Below are 20,762 nucleotides of genomic sequence, written 5' to 3' on the forward strand. Positions count from 1 at the left end.
GAACTCGAATCCCGACCGTGTGGCCGAACGCTGTTATCGGCTCCCCCACATCCCCTGTCCGTAACCCGGTGCGGGCTTATCGAAGATCGATTTTCCTGCCGAGGTCGGTGCGCTGTCGGTCGTGTCGACACTCGCTGTGCCGCTCGGGTCGAGCGCGTAGCCGTTGTCGGACACCATCGAATGGTCACCGGTCTTCGGATAGAAGGAGCCATGGCTGTAGTCGGAGCCATAGTGGTCGCTGCCGGCAAAAGCCATGCCGGAGGCAAACAGCAAGGTGGCAGTGGCAAGAACGATCTTGAGCATTTCAATTCTCCATTTTTGAGGGTTAGCGTTTGGCCTCAACGCGCCGTGCCCCGCACCGCATCGATGAGGCCGTCTTTTCATGCCCTTTGGGCAAACCGACCAACCACTATCCTCCTGGATGTGCGGCGGCAGGTTGTTCAGCGCACGGTCTCTTGTTGCGTTCGTGCGCTGTTCGGTGGGCTGCTCAATGGCAGCCGAGATCATCACCAATCGGCAGTGTCAGCGCGGCCGTACGAATGGCGGCTGTTGCCGATCAGCCGTCGCGTAGCGGGGTTGACGTCTGCCCCTTGTCGATCATGGCGTTGCAAGAGCCGGCGAGCCGCTTCATGGCCCGGGTGGTTTTTGCCAACAAGGCTCGCGCGGAGCCGGTCGGGGAAATCGTATGAAGCAACTGGCCTATGCATTTTGAACCTCAGGTTTCGGAGCAAAAAACGTCGACCCTCGCCAAGACTAGATGTTCTGTCTTAGGCTCTGGATATTTTCGTTTCGTCCGTTTATTCTTCCCCGTCTTCGGATCTTATTGTCATACACCGCTTTCGTTTCAGGCGTTTTTCTGCATCGCGGTGGGAGTGTTTCGTTTGCTTCAGAGGCACGCGCGACGGGCGGGACGCATTTTGTGGATGATCGTCCTCGATGGCGCGACACCGGCTTGCGCATGCCACAGGCCTGTCCGCCTCGGCTCGACCTAAGGACAGACAGGCTCAGCCTCGGCTTACGGCCGGATGTTGTGGTTGACGCGGAAGAGGTTCGCCGGATCGTATTGGCGCTTGGCCGCGACGAGCCGCTCATAGTTGGCGCCGTAGGCGGCGCGTACACGCGCCTCGCCTTCATCATCCATCATGAAGTTGATATAGGCGCCACCATGCGGGTTGTGCTTGTGCACCGCGGCCCAATACTCGCTTGCCCAGCGCCTCAGTGCGGGCGCCTTCGTCGGGTCGGGGTCGATGCCGGCGATAACCATGGACCAGCGCGCTCGCCGCGCTCCCCAGGCGGTAGCGTCCGGAGCCACTTCCTGGGCCGCTCCGTCGATGGGGTAGAGATGCATCAGCGACAGCTCGCTCGGGGTCTTCGAGCCGTGCTCGGCATGGGCTGCGATGGCCGCATCGGACAGCTCGTCGACATAATCGCCCTTCCAGTACCACTGCAAGCCCTTCGGCAGCAGCGGATCAAACAACGCCTGCAGATCGACGAAGGGCATCTGCATCATACCGTCCATCAGAGGCCTGGGAAGCGCGTCGCGCACGGGCCGCATCGCCCGGACGCCGTCCTCCTCAGCGCCATTGTAGCAACTGATCAACGCGCAGACGCGCCTTCCCCAGATCTCGCGCGGGAAAGGGTCGCAGGAGGGCACCGTCTTGATGCCGAAGAACATCCCGAGCTCTCGCTGCGCTCCGGGCAGGAAGTCACGGTACCAGCGCATGATCTCTGCGGCATGTGCGATGTCGAAGAAGATCGGCCCGGCATAGACATCCTTCGCCGGATGCGCCTGAAATGTGAAGCGCGTCACGACGCCGAAGTTGCCGCCGCCGCCGCGCAGCGCCCAGAACAGCTCCGGGTGTTCGTTCTCACTTGCCGTCACGACGCTGCCGTCGGCCAGCACGACCTCGGCCGCAAGCAGATTGTCGATGGTGAGGCCGTGTTTGCGCGTTAGATGGCCAGTGCCGCCGCCCAGCGTCAGTCCGGCGATGCCTGTGGACGAGACGAGGCCAGCCGGCACCGCCAGCCCATGAGCGCTGGTGGCGCGGTCGACATCGCCTTGGGTGCAGCCGGCCTCGACGCGGACCGTGCTGGTCCCGAGATCAATATCGACCCGATTCATCGGCGACATGTCGATGACCATTCCGCCGTCGCAACTGCCGAAGCCCGGACCGCTGTGGCCGCCGCCGCGAATGGCAAGAAGCAACTGCTTCTCTCGGGCATGATTGACTGCCGCGACGACATCGGCGACCTCGGCGCAGGGCATGATCCAGCGCGGCCGCTTGTCGATCATGGCGTTGTAGAGCCCGCGAGCCTCTTCATAGGCCGGATGGTTTTGGTCAATGACGCTCGCGAGGAGCCGGTCGGGGAAATCGTGCGAAGTAACTGGCTTATCCATATTGAACCCTCAGGTTTCAGAGCAAGACGCGTCGACACTCGCCAAGACTAGATTGTTCATCCTGGGCGCTGGACATTTGCGCTTCGCCGGTTGAATCTGCCGCATCTGCGGCTCTTCTTGTCCTACACCGCCTTCGTTTCAGGCGTTTTTCTGTGGTGTGGTGGGAGTGTTTCGTTTGTTTCAGCGCGCACCCCACGGGGATGACAGGCGACACGTCAGCGCCGGCGATGTCTCCCACGGACCGAAATAGTTGAAACAAATCACGCGTCGCCCGAACGCGTGCTGAAACAAAGAAGGGCTATTATCCGCCCTCGCGGGATCACGCGAACAAAGGGAACGACCATGCGGCCTGATAATCCGGTGCCATCCACACACACAGGCTATGCGCTTTTTGACGCCAACCATGTTCTCGTCAACAGCAATCCGCAGATATTTGGAAGCCGGCGGCTCGACCGCGGCGAGATGCAGCCGACGGACGCCATTGCCGCAGTCGCCGAAGCCCTATCACGTCTAAAGAGTTTCGACGGCCGCCCCATCGAGCCGGGCAACGCATTTGTTGAAAGCGCCGCAGCGCGATGGACGCAAATCGACGACGCTCCAGTTGAAGCCGAGACATTGGATGGCCGATGGAAGTTGCTCACCGCACATCCTTGGCCGGATGGCGGCATGGCCCTGGTAAGCGTCGACATTACCGAGATGAAGCGAGCGCAGATCGCGCACCAGGAGAACGCCGAGATATTCCGCTGCATCACGGACAGTCACCCGCTGCCGGTTTGGGTGGTGGACGCGGGAAGCGGGCAGATCCTCTACGAAAGCCTCGATGCGTCGAACCTGCTTGGCCGAAAATGGACGCCGAACGAGCCGCAATTCCTGACGGATCATTTCGTGAATTCTGGCGAATTCGATGAAATCAGTTCTCTCGCCAGCAACAGCGAGATCGTCCGGGATCACGAAATCCAGCTCAGAAACACAAGCGGATCGGCCGTCTGGTGTTCGACCAACTGCCGTCGCGGCGTCTATGGCGGGCGCCCCTCGCTCATCATCGGCGTATTGGACATCACGGAACGCAAGCAGCGCGAGGATCTGTTCGGTTTCCTGATCAAGCATCACCCGTTGCCGGTATGGATGAACGATGCAAGTTCGGGGGAACTCATCTACCAGAGCAATGCTGCCGAACGGCTGCTTGGATGGAGCAAAAAGGCGCAACGCGAGACGGTGCGGCTCGGCGATTACTTTGTCGACCCCGAGAAACACCGGGAAATCAATCGCGAGCTCATGCTAAAAGGCGTCGTCGAAAATTGCGAAGTGCTTCTTAAAAGACCCGACGGCCAGGAGTTCTGGGCCACGGGCAATCTCAGGATCGTCGAGTTCCAGGGCCGGCGAGTGGTTCTCGCCGGCATCGCCGATGTGACCAAGCAGAAGAAGCGTGACGGCGAAGTCGCCGCGGCGCGGGAGATGCTCGCGGACGCCGTTGAATCACTCTCCGAAGGATTCGCACTGTACGACGAAGACCACCGCCTGGTCATGTGCAACAGCCTTTACCGCGAGCTGAACCACCCGGTGCGGGATCTCGTCGAACCGGGTGTGGAATGGGACGAACTCCTTCGCGAATCCGCCAAGCGCGGCGTGTTCCGCAATGCGGTTGGGCGCGAGGATGAGTGGCTCGACGAGCGGATCCAAAGCCGGATCGAGTTCCATTCCCATTTCGAGGTCCCCCTCTCCGACGGCAGATGGCACTCGGTATCGATACATCCCACCGATCTTGGCGGCTTCGTCGTAACGCGCGCCGACATCAGCGAGCGCAAGAAGGCCGAGGCATTCGAGCGCGACGCCACGACACTGCTGCAAAAGGTGCTCGATGCCTGCCCTTCGCCGATACGCATGACCACGTTCGAGGGAGAAACGCTCTACCGCAATCCTGCTACCAGAGATCTCTACGCCGACCGTCCTCGAATAACCGACCAGTATGTCGATCCAGACTATAGCGCGATATTGGAGCGCACCCTGATCGAAAAGGGCAGGATCGATGATTTTCGGGTCCAGCAGTACGACACCGAGAACAAGGCCTTCTGGGCTTCGATTTCCGCTCGCCTGATCGATTTCCAGGGAAGGCAGGTGATAGTGTCGAACACGACTGATATCACCGACATGATCACCGCCCAGCAAGAAACGCGCAAGGCCAACGAGCGGCTGATCGACGCGATCGAATCTCTGGCCGAAGGGTTTGCCCTCTACGACAGGAACGATTGCCTGGTGCTGGCCAACAGCAGGTACCGCCAGATGCACGCGATAAGCGCGGATGTGCTCGTTCCCGGGGTGAACTGGTTCGATTTCCTCCGCGTGACCGCAGAGCGCAACCAGTTTCCGGTTCCACGCGACAAGATCGACGACTGGCTTGCCGAGAGGGCAAGGGACCGCCGCGAATTCCGGCAACAGGAATTCCGTCATACGGACGGGCGTTGGTTTTTCGTCTCGAACTGTCCGACCCGCGAAGGCGGGTTCGTGGTCACCCGTGTCGACATTACAGAGCGCAAGCGGGCCGAGGAGGCCGCCAAGGAAGCGGACGAACTGGTCCGTAAAGTCCTCGAAGCCTGCCCCGTCAACATCCAGATGACCCGCGCGCATGACGGGAAGCTGCTTTACCGCAGCCCCGCCACCGTTGATCTGCTCGGCGACGTCACCAGCGCCGTCGACTATTATGTCGATCCTTCAGAGCGGAGGCGATACGTCGAGCGGCTGCTCGCGACGGGATTGGTCGACGATTTCGAAACCCAGCTCAAGCGCAAGGACGGTGGAACCTGCTGGTGCTCGATTTCGTCTCGACTGATCGATTACCATGGTGAGAAGGTGATCGTTTCCCACGCCTACGATCTCACCGACCGTATCGAAATGCAGCAGGAATTGGAGCGGCAGCGCGAGACGCTGCACCAGAACGAAAAAATGTCGGCGCTCGGTGGATTGCTGGCCGGGGTGGCGCATGAGCTCAACAATCCGCTCTCGGTGGTGCTTGGCCTGTCATCGCTGTTGAAGGAGACCGCTGCCGACGCCAAGGTCGTGGAACGCGCCGACAAGATAAGCAAGGCAGCCGAACGCTGCGCCAGGATTGTCAAGACTTTCCTGGCTATGGCCAGACAGCAGCCCACGCGAACCTCAAACGTTGCGATCGATGACATCATTTCCGAAGCGGTCGAAGTGGCGACCTATTCGATTCGATCGTCGGACATCGGGCTTTCAGTTCATCTTGAACCTGGTCTTCCCCCGATCTGGGCGGATCCCGATCAGCTTGGCCAGGTGCTGATCAACTTGCTTGTCAATGCAGAACAGGCGTTGCATGGCTGGGAAGGACGAAGGACAATCACGGTTTCAACGCGGCTTCATCCCACAACCGGCAACCTAATCGTCAGCGTTGCCGACACGGGTCCGGGAATTCCCAAAGAGATACTTCCCCGCATTTTCGAGCCGTTCTTCACGACCAAGGAGATTGGGGCAGGGACCGGGATCGGGCTGTCCTTCTGCCATCGGATCGTTCAATCCCATGGAGGAACCATCGAGGTCGAATCCCCCGAAGGGGGTGGCTCGACCTTCATACTTTCGCTGCCTGCTTCGGACCGTCTCGACGAAGGAACCGAAACGGCCGAAGACGAGCTCCCGAATTCGACCGGCATTGCCTGTCTGGTGGTGGACGACGAAGAGGAAGTGGGTGAGCTGGTTGCTGAGGTGCTCAGGCGAGATGGTTTCAACGTCACCATTGCCAGATCCGGCGAAGAAGCGCTGCTGCACCTCAAGAACCGCACTTTCGCGGTGATCCTGAGCGATCTGAAAATGCCTGATATGGACGGGCGGGGATTGTTCAACCAGATTGCCAAGCTCCATCCGGCTGAACTCGACAGGTTAGCCTTCCTGACGGGGGACACAATCAGTCCGGACGCGCAGATGTTCCTGCGCGCCGCGAAACGGCCCTATCTCGAGAAACCGATCAAACCGAACGAGCTCCGTTCGTTTGTCTCTAATCTGGTCAACAACAATGCTTGACAGACCCGTTGATTTGCACGTCACTTTAGAGGCAGCTTATCCATCAGGCTGGTTGCTCGGTGGTCGATCTTGACGACGCACGCACATGTAGTGGTCTGCGATGACGAACCGGATATCCGCTACACGGTAGCGGAATATCTGGAGCACCATGGCTATGCCGTGACGCCCGCCAACGCGGGGCCTGCCCTGCGTGAACTTATTGAGAGCCAGCACGTCGATGTGGTCATATTGGATATCCGAATGCCAGGTGAGGATGGCCTCTCGCTGGCGCGATATCTACGAGAGCACTCAGACGTTGCCATTATCATGCTGACCGGATCGGCGGAAATCGTCGACCGCGTTGTCGGATTGGAGATTGGCGCCGACGACTATGTCGCGAAGCCCGTCGACCTGCGGGAGCTGCTGGCGCGGGTCAAGGCCGTGCTGCGCAGGACATCGGCGAGCGAACGCGCTGCGGGGAAAGCGAGTACTCCGGGCCCTCACCAGCTCCAGTTCGGCAAGTGCCGCTTCGACCCGGACGCACACAAATTATACAACGCCGAGGGAATCGAAATAGCGATCACCCCGATGGAGTTCCGGCTTCTGAAAGTATTCAGCGAACATCGCGGACGCGTACTCAACCGCGATCAACTGCTCGAACTCGCCCATGACCGCGGGTGGGATCCCTTCGATCGCAGCATCGACATTCGCGTTTCGCGCCTGCGGAAGAAAATCGAGGTCGATCCCTCCAAGCCGGAGGTGATCAGGACGATCCGCGGCATGGGTTACCTCTACGCTTGAGCGCGCCACTGGCTGGTTGAACCAGCGCCTCGGCCCCTGCGGCTTATGCGGTTTGTGGCTCCAGGGGGGGTAGCCCTCTCAACCTCTGATCTTCGGGTGCGTTTCTACTATGACGTGTGGCACTGAAGCGCAGTTACCGGCCAAGCATGTCATTTTCAACCTGGGATTCGTGTCGCAGCCGGGGTTGCGAGGCTGCGACACGTTTCCTGAGCCGACAACGACGCCGGCACCTTAAGAGCGGGTCAGAGCCGTTCGATGCCGAGAAAATCCGGCGCTCCCACCCAGGCGGCCTTGAAGCGCGCATCCATCTCTTCGGCGTCCGCTGTCCTGCCGGTCCTGCGGAAAACCTCGCGCAGGCCCCACAACGCCCAGGCGTTGTTTGGCGTCTGTTCCAGGACGTGCGCGAAGGCTGCCGCGGCCACCTCGTGCTCACCCATGGCCATGTAGACCGCGCCGAGGGTCTGTCGGACCGGATAATACCAGTAGGCCGGTTCCATATAGGCAAGGCCGTCCTCGATCGCGACCGCCGCCTCAAGCTTATCGCGCGCTTCCCGCAGGTTGCCCTGGTGCTGGGCAATGCGGGCGTCCACGATCAGCGCGCTCAATTCCAGCAAATCCGGCGCCGGAAGTCCTCCCGCCGTTTCCGTGGAAAAATCGGTCTCGGCAGCGAGCTTGCGGATTGCGGCGGTCTCGGCGCGCGCCGCCTCGCTCGCACCCTTTGCGGCGAAGGCGACGCCCCGCGCATATCGCCAGGTTGCCTTGACATAAGGCAAGGCGTTTGCCGGCAGCGGCAGCGCGAGTATGGCCTCGGGATCGCTATACTGGGCGTGGGCAAAATAGGTCGCCGCCTTGATCGGCTGCAGCCCGGCCACCTTGCTGGCCGTGGTATTGGAGACCAGCGATTCGAGCTTTTTGGCCGCCTCGGCGATTGCCTCGACGTCGCCCGCCATCTGTGCGGAGGTCATCAGGAAATGCAGGTTGTGCGGATAATAGCCGTCCGTGTAGACACCGGGCGTGCTCTCCGGCGCTATGCCGACGCGCTCGAAATAGGCCTCGTCCGCTGCCACCGCCTCGCGGTTGATCTCCAGGCTGTCGATCCACCGGCCGACCTGGTGATAGATGTGCGCTGGCATGTGCACGATGTGTCCGGCGCCGGGCATGAGGGCGGCAAGCCGGTCGGCATGAGCTTCGGCCCTTTCCGGCGTCGTGGATGCTTCGACGGCATGGATATAGAGATGGATCGCACCGGCATGATCCGGATTGCGCGCCAGCACCCGCTCCAACGAGGCCACAAGCTTGACCGTGTCCGGCTTTGGCGTTGCCCCGCCGTCAAGCCAGTAGTCCCACGGCATCAGGTTCATAAGCGCGTCAGCGTAGAGCGTGGCGATCTCGTCGTCCTGCGGGTGGCGGTCTGCCAGATCCGCCATCGCCGCGGCATAGGCCTCGTTCAGGGCACCCTGATCGGCCGAAGTATCGGCGCTGTAGCGCTTGGAGAGCGCGGCGATAAGATCCTTTTCCCGGCTGGAGGTGAGGTGCGCTAGCTTGCGCGCCTGCGCGACGGCTTCGGCAGCATTCGCTGCCGCCTCCTGGCCCATGCCGGCGTTGATGTTGGGGCCGAGCACGTAGGCCTCGCCCAAGAAACACATGGCGCAGGTCGGGTCCAGCTTCTGCGCGACCCTGAAAGCGCGTTGCGCTTCGGCGTGGTTGAATGCCCACGCCCAGCGCAGGCCCTGATTGAAATAGGCCTGCGCCAGCGGGTTGGCGGTGGTGACAGGGTAGGAATGACTGCCGAGGTTTTCGACTAGCGGGACGCTTGTCGAATCCTCTGCAACCGCCGCCTTGGCCTGGCGGTGCGGAACGCCCGTTTCATGGGCATTCGCGGCGGGCGCCGCCAGAAGGGCGGCCGCGCTCGCACAGGCCAGTAGCGGGAGCCTAAATGAAAGCTTCATGGTTCAGCCCGCCTTGTCTTCTTGGCCGCGCTGCAAGCCGCGGACCACCAAGCCAATCTCGGACCGGCTGATCCCGATGTCCTTCAGGAGGGCATCGTCCATTGCCGCAAGGGTCCGTTCCGCCATGCGGTGAATCCGGTAATTCCGAAATGAGCGGTAAGCTGTTCGCATTCTCGACATCGCAATACTCCATTGATTGGCGCCGCGGGGTGCAGCGGTGCCGTTGGATTTAAACCATCGCTGTTTCAGGGGTTTTTCCGCGCCGAACTCGAAGTGTTTCGTTTGTTTCAGTGCCGGGATGGACTTTTGAGAAGGAGTTCCATAGTCCGACCGACGACACTCAAAACCACCTCCTCAACGAGGCGGTGGACCAGCCAGCCGCAGCGGAGTAAGGCAGCGGGTTGGGTCATCTTACCAAAGTGCGTGGCGCAGCATGACGTGCAAGCGTTGCGAATGCGATCAGACCGGCTATCGGTGGAGTACGCATGAAGAAGACTGTCGTTAGAGTCGTCTGTGCCATTGGCCAAGCGGGGCAGCTCGGCCTCAACGGCGGCCTTCCCTGGGAAGGCAACCGGTCGCCGGAGTTCGTCGCCGACGTTGCACGATTTTTCGACCTGACCAGAGGACACGTCTTGCTCGCCGGTCCCAAGACGATCGCGAGCGTTCCGGATTTTGCGCGCGCGGATCGGGACCTTGTCGTCGTTCGCTCCAGCATGGATCCCGAGGCCACACTCCAGCGCTTCGTCGGCCGCGTCGTCTTCATCGGCGGCGGTCCACCAGTGTGGGACGCCTACGCGCGCTTCGTCAGCCATTGGGATATCACGCGGCTGCCCTATGACGGACCGGCGGACCGCTGGTTCGATGCAAAATGGCTTACGGCGGGTGGCGAGATTGCCAGAAATCACAACGACCCCAGAAATCACCGCGACCAATGAAGGCTCGGCTCACAGCGGGCACCGCGATGGAACGATCGCGGTGCCCGTAGTCTGTACCCGCACATTTAGCAGTTCGCCCCAGTCTGCGGATCGCACGCCTTGTTTTCTTGCTGCTGTGGTTTGGGCTCGGCCTGTTCCGGCTCGGCCTGCTGCTGCTCGGCGGCGGGCTGCTCCTCAGCCTTCGGCTTCTCAGGCTTGGCCGCCTGTTCGGGCTCGGCCTGCTCCTGCTCGGCGGCGGGCTGCTCCTTGGCCTTCGGCTTCTCAGGCTTGGCCGCCTTTTCCGGTTCGGCCTGCTCCTGCTCGGCGGCCGGTTGCTCCTCGGTCGTCGGCTTCTCAGGCTTGCCCGTCTCTTCCGGCTCGGCCTGCTCCTGCTCGGCGGCCGGTTGTTCCTCGGTCGGCTTCTCAGGCTTGGCGGTCTCTTCCGGCTTGACCTCGTCATCCGGCGCCTGTTCGGTCGTTGCTGCGCCTTCGGTCGGCTTCGATTTCCGGCCTGCCTGAACCTGCTTCACCTCCTCGATGTCTTTGAGCTCAGCTGGTTTGGCCTCGGGATCGGCTTTCACTTCACCTTCAAAGACCGTGACCGTATTGTTTTCCACTTTGCCGGCCTGCTCGGGCGTCTCGGTCTCGCTGACCTCGACGACTGTCACCTGCTCGTCCGTCTCCTTCTCGATCACATCAACATCAATGACTTTGTTGATCACCACGTTGTTCTGGATGGTCACGTCGCCGGCCGGCTCGGCCGCCTCGACAATGCGCACAAACTCCGGCTCATCACGGATAACGACGACAGAAATGTCGTCAGCAAGGAATTCGCGGGTGGGGACCACGACCCAGTAAAAATCCGGCGTGGTGTCGATGGTCACCTCGATTGAAATCAAATCGGGATCACGGCGCGGCGGCAGCGGAGCCCAGATGACGTGCTCCCTTTCGCGCCGCCAGCTCACCCATGCCGGCGCCCAACGAGTGCCGGGAACCCAGTACCAGCCGATGTCGTCGGCATAGCCCCAACGGCCGTAATGGTAGGTCGCCCAGCCGAACGGCTCGTCGGACACCCAGAGCCAGCCATGCTGCTCGGTATAGACCCAATGCCCAATGGTATACGGGCGCCAGTCGTCAGCTACATCAACCGGGACGAAAACGGTCGCTCCCCGGTACGAAACCCAATCACCATGGGAAGACAGTTTATCGTAGAATGTGCTGATCGAAACGGAAACGTCGGTGGCAGCCCTCGCCTCGGACACAAGCGACAATGGCGCCACCGGATTGGGAATCTCGACGATCGTGAGCAGGCCGGCGGCTACGCCGCCCAGCATCAGCCGTACAGCGTTTTGGGCAAGGACGCGTTTCATCGCAGTTTCCTCCGAAACAGATCGCCCTTCATCCTGGAAACTCACCGGCCGTCGAATTGTTCCCGCTTGGCATCACCGCGCCTTGCTACAGGGTCGTCTTGACTTCCCCGATCTCGGCACCAACTACGGTTATATGAACGCCACAAAAAAGATCCGTCGCGATTTTCTTTTCCGGGTTTGCCCCATCGCGGGATCGTAACCCCCGGCTCGGCTGCCATGTGCCCCGGGCCGCGGGGCAAGCACATAAAATCGACATCGAACGTACGCAGGCCAGCACCGGCTCTGGGGCATCGGCTTTGAGCAAGATCTGCCTCGAATTGGCCCGTTAAACCATGCTTGAGGCAGCCCGCTCAACTGAGAATACGAGTATTCGAAAATGCAAGATAACATCAAGGCGCGGCGCAAGCCGACCATCCGCATCTCGAAATCGGACCATGCGCGTTTATCGGCGCTTGCGAGCACCGTGGCCGCACGAAATCCGCAGGCTTCCGATGAACTGCTCGCCGAACTCGAGCGAGCGCGCATCGTTTCCGATGGTTTGATCTCGGCGGGCGCCGTCCAGATGGGTTCGACGGTGACGTTCAAGCCCGATACCGGTGATGCGAAAACGGTGACGCTGGTTTTTCCTGGCGATGCGGACATCTCCGAAGGCAAGGTTTCAATCCTTACGCCGATCGGCACGGCCCTGATCGGCCTCTCGGCCGGACAGTCGATCATGTGGACCGCGCGAGATGGGCGCCGGCATGAATTGTCGGTGCTTGCCGTGAACCGGCCTGCCCGGGAAGGCGATGCAGCCGATCAGCGTGCACCAGCACCTTCGACGACGGCGGGCGACTAAAGCGCGTCGCGTTTGACCGGCCTCATGCGGCGCGCTTTAGGTTGTTGTTTGTTTCCGCAAAAACGGCGGGCATCAACGCGCCGAAGACCTCAAGCGCCTTCTTCACGAACGCCTCGTGATATGGACAACCGGTGCTGAAGCAAACGGCCCGGCCCTACGCCGACCCGCTCTTACCAGCCGGCGGTTGGAGGGATCGACTCGGGTTAGGTGGGCCTTGCCGCGTGGCAAAAAAATAACAGGTTGGCTGTCGGGAGGCGCACCACTTGTTCGTCCTTTGGACAGGAAGCAACGAGACCAGGTGAAAAAACCATGAGAGAGCTTAGATCATCGGACACATCTGCGGACGATGTGATCAAGGCCGACCTTATGATGGTGTTCATCGGTCCCGTTCTGGCTGGCGAGGCGCCCAAGGGCCGGTTCGACTGAGATCTGGCAGTCGCGGCGCGAACAAATACCCCCAAGAACCGAGGAGATTAGATATGACGAAACTCGTGACCTGCCTGTGGTTCGATCACGGCGAAGCACGCAAGGCGGCAGAGTTCTATGCCGCCACCTTTCCCGACAGCCATGTGGATCGGCTGAATGCGGCCGCGTCGGACTATCCCGGCGGCAAGGAAGGCAATGAACTGACGGTCGAGTTCACAGTGCTCGGCCAGTCTTTTCTAGGCCTGAACGGCGGCCCGAATTTCAAGGCGAACGAATCCGTCAGCCTGATGGTGCTGACCGAAGATCAGGAAGAGACCGACCGCTACTGGAAGGCGATTGTTGGAAACGGCGGCAGCGAGAGCGCCTGCGGATGGTGCAAGGACCGGTGGGGCTTCTCCTGGCAGATCACGCCGAAGCGGCTGATGGAACTGACGACCAGTCCCGACCGCGCCAAGGCCAAGCGCGCGATGGAGGCGATGATGACGATGAAGAAAATCGATATCGCGGCGCTGGAAGCCGCAGCAGCAGGCTAACCCGATCCAAAGCAACGACGCCCTGGTGAACTCAACGAATGGAGATGATCATGCCCAACACCGTTAAACTGCACCGGGTTCTCGCCACCAAGCCCGAAAAGGTCTACCGCGCATTTCTGGAACCTGACGCGGTCGCGAGTTGGCTCCCGCCCTTCGGTTTTACCTGTACTGTGCATGAGCTTGAGGCGAAGGAAGGCGGCAAGCACAGAATGTCGTTTCGAAATTTCACGACCGGGCACAGCCATTCCTTCGGCGGCACCTATCTGAAACTCGTCCCCGGCGAGACGCTCGTCTACAGCGACGTGTTCGATGATCCGAACCTTCCGGGCGAGATGAAAGTGACCGTCACGCTGACGGCCGTTTCAGTCGGAACGGAGATGACGGTGGTTCAGGAGAACGTGCCCGATCTGATCCCGGTTGAGGCATGTTATCTCGGTTGGCAAGAGTCGCTGCGCAAGCTTGCTCACCTCGTCGAGCCCGAAATCACGCAATAAACCGTCTGCGTGATCTCATCCGGCTGCGACAACAAGGAAACCAAAATGACCAACCAGCAGATCACCATTGCCACCACGATCGCCGCGCCGATCGAACGCGTCTGGGAGGCCTACACGACGCCCGGCGATATCACACAGTGGAACTTCGCTTCCGACGACTGGTGCTGCCCAAGCGCGGAAGTCGATCTAAAGGTGGGCGGCGGCTACAAGGCGCGCATGGAAGCCAAGGACGGCAGTTTCGGCTTCGATTTCGAGGCGGTGTACGAAGAGGTCGAGCCGTACAAGGCGATCGCATTCGCCATGAGCGACGGGCGCAAGGCGCGTACGACCTTCGAAGCTGCAGGCAACGGTACGAGGGTGACGACCATATTCGATGCCGAGACGCAGAACTCCATCGACATGCAGCGTGACGGCTGGCAGGCGATCCTGGACAACTTCGGGCGTTATGTTGAATCCAGCGCAGGACATGAGCAAGTTCAAGGAGGTCGCTGAACTCCGCCGGAAGCAGTTTTTTCAAGGCCTGTCGGCGGAGACGATCGTCGAGATGATAGCGCTCTAAACGCCCGAGGCGATGATCGAGATCGAAGCCATAGCAGCCGTGGCTGCAGACGACGGTCTATTCGCCTCGGGACCTTTCAATCACTATCCGCTGCAGTCCTGACCGGCCGCGCTATGCGCTCAAGCGAAACCGTGTGACGTCGATGGCCGCGGCCATCAGTGTCTGCGTGTAGGATGCCTGCGGATTGCTGAAGATCGCCTCGGTCGGCCCTTCCTCGACGATCTTGCCCTGCTTCATGACGATGATGTAGTCGGCCATGGCACGCACGACGGCGAGATCGTGGCTGATGAACAGGTAGGACAGTTCATGGTCGGCCTGCAGCTTGCGCAGCAATTCGACGATCTGCTTCTGGACGGACCGATCGAGCGCCGACGTCGGCTCGTCGAGGACGACCACCTTGGGCTTGAGGATCATCGCCCGCGCGATGGCGATGCGCTGGCGCTGGCCGCCGGAGAATTCGTGCGGGTAGCGATTGCGCGCATTCGGGTCGAGCCCGACCTCACGCAAGGCCTCGACGGCGCGGAGGTCGCGTTGCCTGCCCGACAGGGTCGGCTCATGCACCAGAAGCCCTTCGGTGATGACCTGGCCGACGGTCATGCGCGGCGACAGCGAACCGAACGGGTCCTGAAAGACCAGCTGCAATTCGCGCCGCAGCGGCCGCATGGCCTGGCGGTCGGCGGCAGAAATATCGCGATCGCCAAAGCGGATGAGCCCATCGCTTGGCAGGAGCCGCAGCAGGGCTCGGCCGAGCGTCGATTTTCCTGAACCGGATTCGCCGACGATGCCGATGGTCTGGTTGCGTTTCAGCCGTATCGAAATGTGGTCGACCGCGCGCAGGATCAGCGGCTCTCCGGCGAGAAACCCGCCGCCGATCTTGAAGGTCACTTCGACATTCCTGCCTTCGAGCAGGACGGGCGCATTTGGCGGTGGCGGCGCCTTGGTTCCGGTCGGCTCGGCGGCCAACAGCATCTTGGTATAGGCATGCTGCGGATTGACGAAGATCGCTTCCGCCTCGCCCTCCTCGACGACTTCGCCGTAACGCATGACATAGACCCGGTCGGCAAAGCGCCGGACAATGCCGAGATCGTGGGTGATGAAGACGATCGCCATGCCAAGCTTGCGCTGCAGTTCGGCGAGCAGCATGAGGATCTGCGCCTGGATGGTCACGTCGAGCGCGGTCGTCGGTTCGTCTGCGATCAGTATGTCGGGATCGTTGGCCAGCGCCATGGCGATCATGACCCGCTGTCGCTGGCCACCCGACAATTCGTGCGGATAGGATTTCATCCGCCGCTCGGGATCGGGAATATGGACCAGCCGCAAGAGCTTGAGCGCCTCTTCGCGTGCTTGCGCCGCGCCAAGCCCACGATGCCGGCGGATCGGTTCGATCAGCTGGTTGCCGATCGAATAGAGCGGATCGAGCGAGGTCATCGGCTCCTGGAAGATCATGCTGATCTTGCGGCCGCGGACTTGGTTGAGCTCGGACTTGTGCAGGGCCAAAAGGTTGCGGCCGCGATAGTCGACGACGCCCGTCGCCTCGCCGTTCGAGGCCAGCAGGCTCATCGCCGCCATCATCGTCTGGCTTTTGCCGGAACCGGATTCGCCGACCACGGCAACGGTTTCGCCTGCATTGACGTGGATGTTGATGCCCTTGACCGCCTCGACCACGCCGTCAAGCGTGCGGAAGCGGACGCGAAGGTCCTTGACGCTGAGGATTGTTTCGGAAGCGATCATCTCAACGGTCCCTCGGGTCGAGCGCGTCCCGCAGGCCGTCGCCGACGAAATTCAGCGCGAACAGCGTCGAGACAAGGAAAAATGCTGGGAACAAAAGCAGCCAGTTGGCGGTGCCGATGTTCTTGGCGCCGGTCGAGATCAGCACGCCCCAGCTGGTCATCGGTTCCTGCACGCCGAGCCCGAGGAACGACAGAAAACTCTCCAGGATGATGACCTGCGGCACCAGCAGCGTCATATAGATGACCACTGGGCCAAGCAGGTTGGGAATGACGTGGCGGATCAGAATGCCGCGCTGGCCTATGCCCATCGCCTCCGCCGCCTGGACATATTCCTGCCGCCGGATCGACAGCGCCTGTCCGCGCACGATGCGCGCCATGTCGAGCCACAGCACGGCGCCGACCGCCAGGAACATCAGCACGAAGTTCCGGCCGAAGAACACCACCAGCATAATGACGAAGAAAATGAACGGCAGCGAATAGAGCACATCGACAATGCGCATCATCACCTCGTCTATCCTGCCGCCGGCAAGGCCGGACGCAGCGCCGTAGAGCACGCCGATGACGCCCGCAACGACCCCGGCGAGCAGGCCGATGGCCAGCGAGATGCGCCCGGCCATCAGCGTCCGCGACAGGAGATCGCGGCCAGTATTGTCGGTGCCGAACAGGAAATATTGCTGCCTGATTGAAGCGCTCATCACCGCTTCAAGGCCGTCAGCCGATTTGCTCTCTATCTTGGTGTTGTCGAAGGCATCGGAACGGTCGAGGTAGCGGACATTGCGGTCGTCGATCGGCTTGCGCGATGTGACGGTGACGAAGATGCGATTGTCTTCCTGCCGCCACTGCTTGATGTCGACCCGCATGCGCTTGATCGCCTCGTTGAGCGCGGTTTCTATCTTGTCGGGCTTCGGATAGGCCGACAAGCTCGGCGGCATGCGCACATAGTCGGCGTAGATGGTGGTGTATCGATGCGGCACCAAAGAGGGTCCGAACACGCTGAGGATCGCGATGAAGGCAAGATAATACAGGCTGAACATGGCGGCGCGGTTGGCCTTGAGGCGCGCCCAGGCATCGCCCCACAGGGAACGGCCGACGATGGCCGGAGCGGTGGCTGCGATGTCAGTCATAGCGCACCCTCGGATCGACGAAGGCATACATGACGTCGACGATCAGGTTGAAGACGATGGTGAACAGCGCGATGACCACCACGGTGCCCATGACCAGCGTGTAGTCACGGTTGAGCGCGGCCTCGACGAAATAGCGGCCGATGCCGGGAATGGAAAAGATCGTCTCGACGATGATCGAGCCGGTGAGCAGTGCCGCCGCCGCCGGGCCGGTGAAGGAGACGATCGGCAATATGGCACCGCGCAGCGCATGCTTGACGACCACCGACCAGTCCGACAGGCCGAGCGCACGTGCGGTGCGAATGTGGTGCGAGCGCAATGATTCGATCATCGAGCCGCGCATCAGGCGGGCGACGATGGCGATCTGCGGCAAGGCGAGGGTCAGCACAGGGCCGATCTTGTTGAGCAGGGCGCCATCGCCCCAGCCGCCGATCGGCAGCAGTTTCCAGGTCAGACCGAACAGAAGCTGGATAACCGGCGCGATGACGAAGGTCGGAATGGTGCTGCCGGCGGTCGCCAGAGCGATCACCGAATAGTCGGCAAGCTTGTTCTGGTTGAGCGCGGCAATGGTGCCGAGGAGGCCGCCGAGCAGCAGCGCCAGGATCAGGGCCGAGGCGCCGATCTGGATCGAAACGGGCAGGCCCCTGGCAAACAATTCGCCGACAGTGAAATCCGGCATGTTGTAGCTCGGACCGAAATTGCCGCGCAGCAGATTGCCGAGATAGTGGACATATTGCAGCCAGAGCGGGTCGTTGAGACCGAACTGCGCTTCGAGATTGGCCTTGATCTCGGGGCTCAGGCCCCGCTCCTGATTGAACGGGCCGCCAGGCGCAACGCGTATCAGGAAGAACGCCATGGTCACGATGACCAACAGCGTCGGAATGGCGGTCAGAAGCCGCCGGAATACGTAACGCAGCATCGGTTCCCCGCTTTGCTAGCAAACCGGGACCGCCGCCCCTAACGCATGACCCGAGCCGAAGGTCCGGAGAGGATCACGTGCAAAATCAAGGCGTTACCGCGCCCTATGCGCGCCCCAAAGGACGCGCGGCGCTGTAAGGAGCGGCAGCCCGGCCAAGGAGATCAGTCCTTGGAGATGAAGCGGGACGGATGCACATCCATGACGTTGTCCTCGAAGCCATGAAGCTTCGGAGAAACGATATCCTTGTAGCTATAGTAGAGAAGCGGGATGTTGCCGACGTCATCGACGAGGATGCGCTCAGCCTCGGCGAGTTCTTTCATGCGCTCTTCGGGCTTGCCGCCGGCGGCGGCCGCCTCGTCCATGGCCTTCTCGAATTCCGGGCTGTTGTAGCCCGAATAGTTGTTGCCGCTTGCCTTGCGGGAGATGCCGAGGAAGGTTTCCGGATCCTTGTAGTCCGCAATCCAGCCGGCACGCGCCACGTCGTAGTCGCCCTTCTGCTCAAGGAAGGAGTAGTGGGTCTTGGTGTCGGTGTTGAGCAGCGTGATTTCGACGCCGAGCGGCTTCAACTGCTCCTGGATGGCGACTGCAGTGTTCTTGTGGTTTTCCGACGTGTTGTAGCGGATTTCCATCTTCAGCGGTTTCTCGGGCGTATAGCCAAGCTTCTCGAGTACCTTCTTGGCCTCATCCTCGCGGTCGATCTGCGACATGTCCGCGTATTTGGCCATTGCCGGCGTATAGCCCTCAATGCCCGGAGGCACCATCGAATAGCCGGGCAGCATTGAGTTCTGCCAGACCTTTTCGGCAAGGAAATCGCGGTCGACTGCCATGGAGATGGCATTGCGCAGTTCGACGTTGTCCCACGGAGCCTTGTCGGTCTTGATCGAAAAATAGTAGGTGCCGAGGTAAGGTCCAACGCGAATCTGATCGCCAAACTTGGCCTTGAGATCGGCGAGCTGCTCGGTCGGGAGGTCGTCGTAGCTGTCGAGTTCGCCGGCCTCGAAGCGCTTTATCGCCGACGAACGATCTTCGGTCGGGATGTAGTTGACGACGTCGAGCTTGACGCTCGCAGCATCCCAGAATTTCGGATTCTTGACCAGTTTGATGTGGTCGTTGGGAACCCACTCCGCCAGGGTAAAGGGGCCGTTGGAGACCAGATTGCCCGGCTTGATCCAATCGGCGCCGAGCTTGTCAATGGACGCCTTGCTGACCGGATAAGTCGCCTGGTGGGTCAGCATTTCAAGGAAATAGGGCGTGGGCGCCTTCAGCGTCACTTCCAGAGTATTTGCGTCGATTGCCTTGACGCCCATCTCCTCCGGCTTCGCCTTCTTGGTGTTCACCTCCTCGGCGTTCTTCACGGGATAGAGCATCGAAGCATATTCGGCGCCGGTGGCCGGATCTTCCAGCCGATGAAACGCGTAGACGAAGTCATCTGCCGTGACCGGGCTACCATCCGACCAGACACCGTCCTTGCGCAGCTTGAAGGTGTAGACGGTGCCGTCGTCCGATACAGTCCAGCTTTCGGCGGCGCCCGGAATGACGTTCGCCTTCTGGTCTTGCATGACCAGCCCCTGGAACAGGTCACGCAATACAGCGGCTTCGTATATTGTCGAGGTCTTGTGCGGGTCGAGCGACTCCGATTCGGCGGCGGTGCCGCGGTTGTAGACGACCTCGGCGAAGGCTGGCGTGTAGAACGTGCCGGCGGCCAAAGCCATGGTTGTGGCGAACACCGTCGCCTTCAGCATGTTTTTCAGCATGAAGTTCTCCCTGTCGAGGCGGCCGTTCAGCTGCGCCTCTTGAGTGTTGACGCCCCGAAGCCGATTAGCTGGCCCTTTGAGCGCGCCGCCGGTTCCCTTTCCGGCAGCTGGTGGGCAAACAGTAACGTGGTGATTTTTTATTTCAACAGACTCGTGAGGTCACCCTAAGTAAGGCGCAGCAACAGCCACTGCGCGGCCGGCAGAACAGCGGTCAAAACCATGGACCGAGCCTTCCAGCTACGCAAAAGCAGCTCGGCCACGCCTCGGCCGAGCGATGACTCGCAGATACCAGCGCCGACGTCCGGTGAATCTCACCAAGGCCTCTTGAGAAAGCCCCTCCCCGTTACGCGCCAAACAGCCGCCGGTCCCAGTAGACCGGCTGGTGCAGGCCTGTGTGGATCTTTGAAAACTCCGGATGCGCCGGATTGATCAGCACATTGCAATCGAGACGCGCCACGACACTCGGCACCAGCAGGATGGCGCTGCGCCGTTCTAAACACCAGGTTTCGCCGAATCCCTGGCTCACCATCGCCGGCATCGTGTCCCAGCCGGGCAGTGACGGCTGGGAAAAGACCTCGTAGCTCAGTCCGCGCGGGATTGTGATTTCAATGTAGTGCTGGTTGGGCGGCAGTCGGCCGCTGCCATGCACCAGCTTTTCCAACAGGGCCGTCGAATAGTGCTCGCTGGTGTAGATGACAGGACTTCCGGGCGTGTTCCATCGCCCTGGCGCGATTGTCGAGCCGGTCGCGTCGAAGATCGGGTAGGTGCCGGCCGGATCGCCGATGCGAAAGGACGATAGCGTGCGATCGAGAGTCTGCGCCGTCACGCAGCACTGCCGTACTTCAGACCTGCGAGGATATCGACCACCATTTCGGCACCGAACTCGCTCATGATAACGACGTCGATCGGTCGCTTGTCCTCAATCATCGGGTGCGGCCGAAACAG

General features: G+C 61.0%; 18 protein-coding genes and 1 pseudogene. 7 read left to right on the plus strand and 12 right to left on the minus strand.

The window, feature by feature from the left end:
* Positions 1 to 33: 33 nt before the first annotated feature.
* The 3 genes and pseudogenes from X738_RS60130 to X738_RS89705 all read right to left on the minus strand — a co-directional run.
* Positions 34 to 303 carry a hypothetical protein gene (locus X738_RS60130; protein ID WP_023799715.1) on the minus strand — a complete coding sequence of 90 codons (270 nt, stop codon included), beginning with the start codon at positions 301 to 303 and terminating at the stop codon, positions 34 to 36.
* 712 nt (positions 304 to 1,015) lie between these two features.
* A complete protein-coding gene (locus X738_RS89700; protein ID WP_441295548.1) occupies positions 1,016 to 1,675 on the minus strand; it encodes a BBE domain-containing protein in 660 nt (219 codons plus the stop codon).
* Positions 1,676 to 1,885: 210 nt separating this feature from the next.
* Positions 1,886 to 2,398, minus strand: a pseudogene (locus X738_RS89705) (FAD-binding oxidoreductase); the annotation flags it as partial.
* A gap of 360 nt (positions 2,399 to 2,758) precedes the next feature.
* On the opposite strand from X738_RS89705, the gene X738_RS82705 reads away from it, so the two are divergent.
* Both X738_RS82705 and X738_RS60140 read left to right on the plus strand, forming a co-directional pair.
* Positions 2,759 to 6,430 (plus strand): PAS-domain containing protein, encoded by a 3,672-nt coding sequence (locus tag X738_RS82705; protein ID WP_051407835.1) that lies wholly within the window; start codon positions 2,759 to 2,761, stop codon positions 6,428 to 6,430.
* A 69-nt stretch (positions 6,431 to 6,499) separates the two neighbouring features.
* Positions 6,500 to 7,210, plus strand: a complete 711-nt coding sequence (locus X738_RS60140) for a response regulator (RefSeq protein ID WP_031255152.1) — start codon at positions 6,500 to 6,502, stop codon at positions 7,208 to 7,210.
* A gap of 242 nt (positions 7,211 to 7,452) precedes the next feature.
* Here X738_RS60140 and X738_RS60145 read toward each other — a convergent pair whose 3' ends face one another.
* Together X738_RS60145 and X738_RS82710 are read right to left on the minus strand one after the other, a co-directional pair.
* Positions 7,453 to 9,159, minus strand: coding sequence for a tetratricopeptide repeat protein (locus X738_RS60145; protein WP_023799720.1), 1,707 nt, complete (start codon positions 9,157 to 9,159; stop codon positions 7,453 to 7,455).
* Positions 9,160 to 9,162: 3 nt separating this feature from the next.
* Positions 9,163 to 9,339, minus strand: a complete 177-nt coding sequence (locus X738_RS82710; protein WP_084833736.1) for a DUF1127 domain-containing protein — start codon at positions 9,337 to 9,339, stop codon at positions 9,163 to 9,165.
* Between the two features lie 305 nt (positions 9,340 to 9,644).
* Here X738_RS82710 and X738_RS60150 point away from each other — a divergent pair, with 305 nt between their 5' ends.
* A complete protein-coding gene (locus X738_RS60150; RefSeq protein WP_023799722.1) occupies positions 9,645 to 10,094 on the plus strand; it encodes a dihydrofolate reductase in 450 nt (149 codons plus the stop codon).
* Between the two features lie 65 nt (positions 10,095 to 10,159).
* On the opposite strand, the gene X738_RS80895 is transcribed toward X738_RS60150, so the two are convergent.
* The gene (locus tag X738_RS80895; RefSeq protein ID WP_023799723.1) at positions 10,160 to 11,443 is read right to left on the minus strand and encodes a DUF6600 domain-containing protein; all 1,284 of its coding nucleotides are present in this window, start codon (positions 11,441 to 11,443) and stop codon (positions 10,160 to 10,162) included.
* Positions 11,444 to 11,819: 376 nt separating this feature from the next.
* Between X738_RS80895 and rnk the strand changes: the two genes are divergently transcribed.
* From rnk to X738_RS60175, 4 genes are all read left to right on the plus strand, one after another.
* Positions 11,820 to 12,281, plus strand: a complete 462-nt coding sequence (gene rnk / locus X738_RS60160) for a nucleoside diphosphate kinase regulator (RefSeq protein ID WP_023799724.1) — start codon at positions 11,820 to 11,822, stop codon at positions 12,279 to 12,281.
* A 479-nt stretch (positions 12,282 to 12,760) separates the two neighbouring features.
* Positions 12,761 to 13,240, plus strand: coding sequence for a VOC family protein (locus tag X738_RS60165; protein WP_023799726.1), 480 nt, complete (start codon positions 12,761 to 12,763; stop codon positions 13,238 to 13,240).
* A gap of 50 nt (positions 13,241 to 13,290) precedes the next feature.
* The gene (locus X738_RS60170; protein ID WP_031255154.1) at positions 13,291 to 13,734 is read left to right on the plus strand and encodes an SRPBCC family protein; all 444 of its coding nucleotides are present in this window, start codon (positions 13,291 to 13,293) and stop codon (positions 13,732 to 13,734) included.
* A gap of 45 nt (positions 13,735 to 13,779) precedes the next feature.
* Positions 13,780 to 14,226, plus strand: a complete 447-nt coding sequence (locus X738_RS60175; RefSeq protein WP_031255156.1) for an SRPBCC family protein — start codon at positions 13,780 to 13,782, stop codon at positions 14,224 to 14,226.
* Positions 14,227 to 14,404: 178 nt separating this feature from the next.
* Here X738_RS60175 and X738_RS60180 read toward each other — a convergent pair whose 3' ends face one another.
* The 6 genes from X738_RS60180 to X738_RS60205 all read right to left on the minus strand — a co-directional run.
* The gene (locus X738_RS60180; protein WP_023799731.1) at positions 14,405 to 16,024 is read right to left on the minus strand and encodes an ABC transporter ATP-binding protein; all 1,620 of its coding nucleotides are present in this window, start codon (positions 16,022 to 16,024) and stop codon (positions 14,405 to 14,407) included.
* A 1-nt stretch (position 16,025) separates the two neighbouring features.
* On the minus strand, positions 16,026 to 17,147 hold the full coding sequence (locus tag X738_RS60185; RefSeq protein WP_023799732.1) for an ABC transporter permease: 1,122 nt from the start codon (positions 17,145 to 17,147) through the stop codon (positions 16,026 to 16,028).
* On the minus strand, positions 17,140 to 18,063 hold the full coding sequence (locus tag X738_RS60190; RefSeq protein WP_023799733.1) for an ABC transporter permease subunit: 924 nt from the start codon (positions 18,061 to 18,063) through the stop codon (positions 17,140 to 17,142). Before X738_RS60190 ends, X738_RS60185 begins: the two co-directional genes overlap by 8 nt.
* 161 nt (positions 18,064 to 18,224) lie before the next feature.
* Complete coding sequence (locus X738_RS60195; RefSeq protein WP_023799734.1) at positions 18,225 to 19,817, minus strand: peptide ABC transporter substrate-binding protein; 1,593 nt, start codon at positions 19,815 to 19,817, stop codon at positions 18,225 to 18,227.
* Between the two features lie 343 nt (positions 19,818 to 20,160).
* Complete coding sequence (locus tag X738_RS60200; RefSeq protein ID WP_023799735.1) at positions 20,161 to 20,643, minus strand: RES family NAD+ phosphorylase; 483 nt, start codon at positions 20,641 to 20,643, stop codon at positions 20,161 to 20,163.
* Positions 20,640 to 20,762, minus strand: a 123-nt coding sequence (locus X738_RS60205; protein ID WP_023799736.1) for an antitoxin Xre/MbcA/ParS toxin-binding domain-containing protein, incomplete at its 5' end; no start/stop codon positions are given. The genes X738_RS60200 and X738_RS60205, both read right to left, overlap by 4 nt.

The organism is Mesorhizobium sp. L48C026A00 (genome assembly GCF_000502375.1).
In the GTDB taxonomy this organism is placed as follows: Bacteria; Pseudomonadota; Alphaproteobacteria; order Rhizobiales; family Rhizobiaceae; genus Mesorhizobium; species Mesorhizobium muleiense.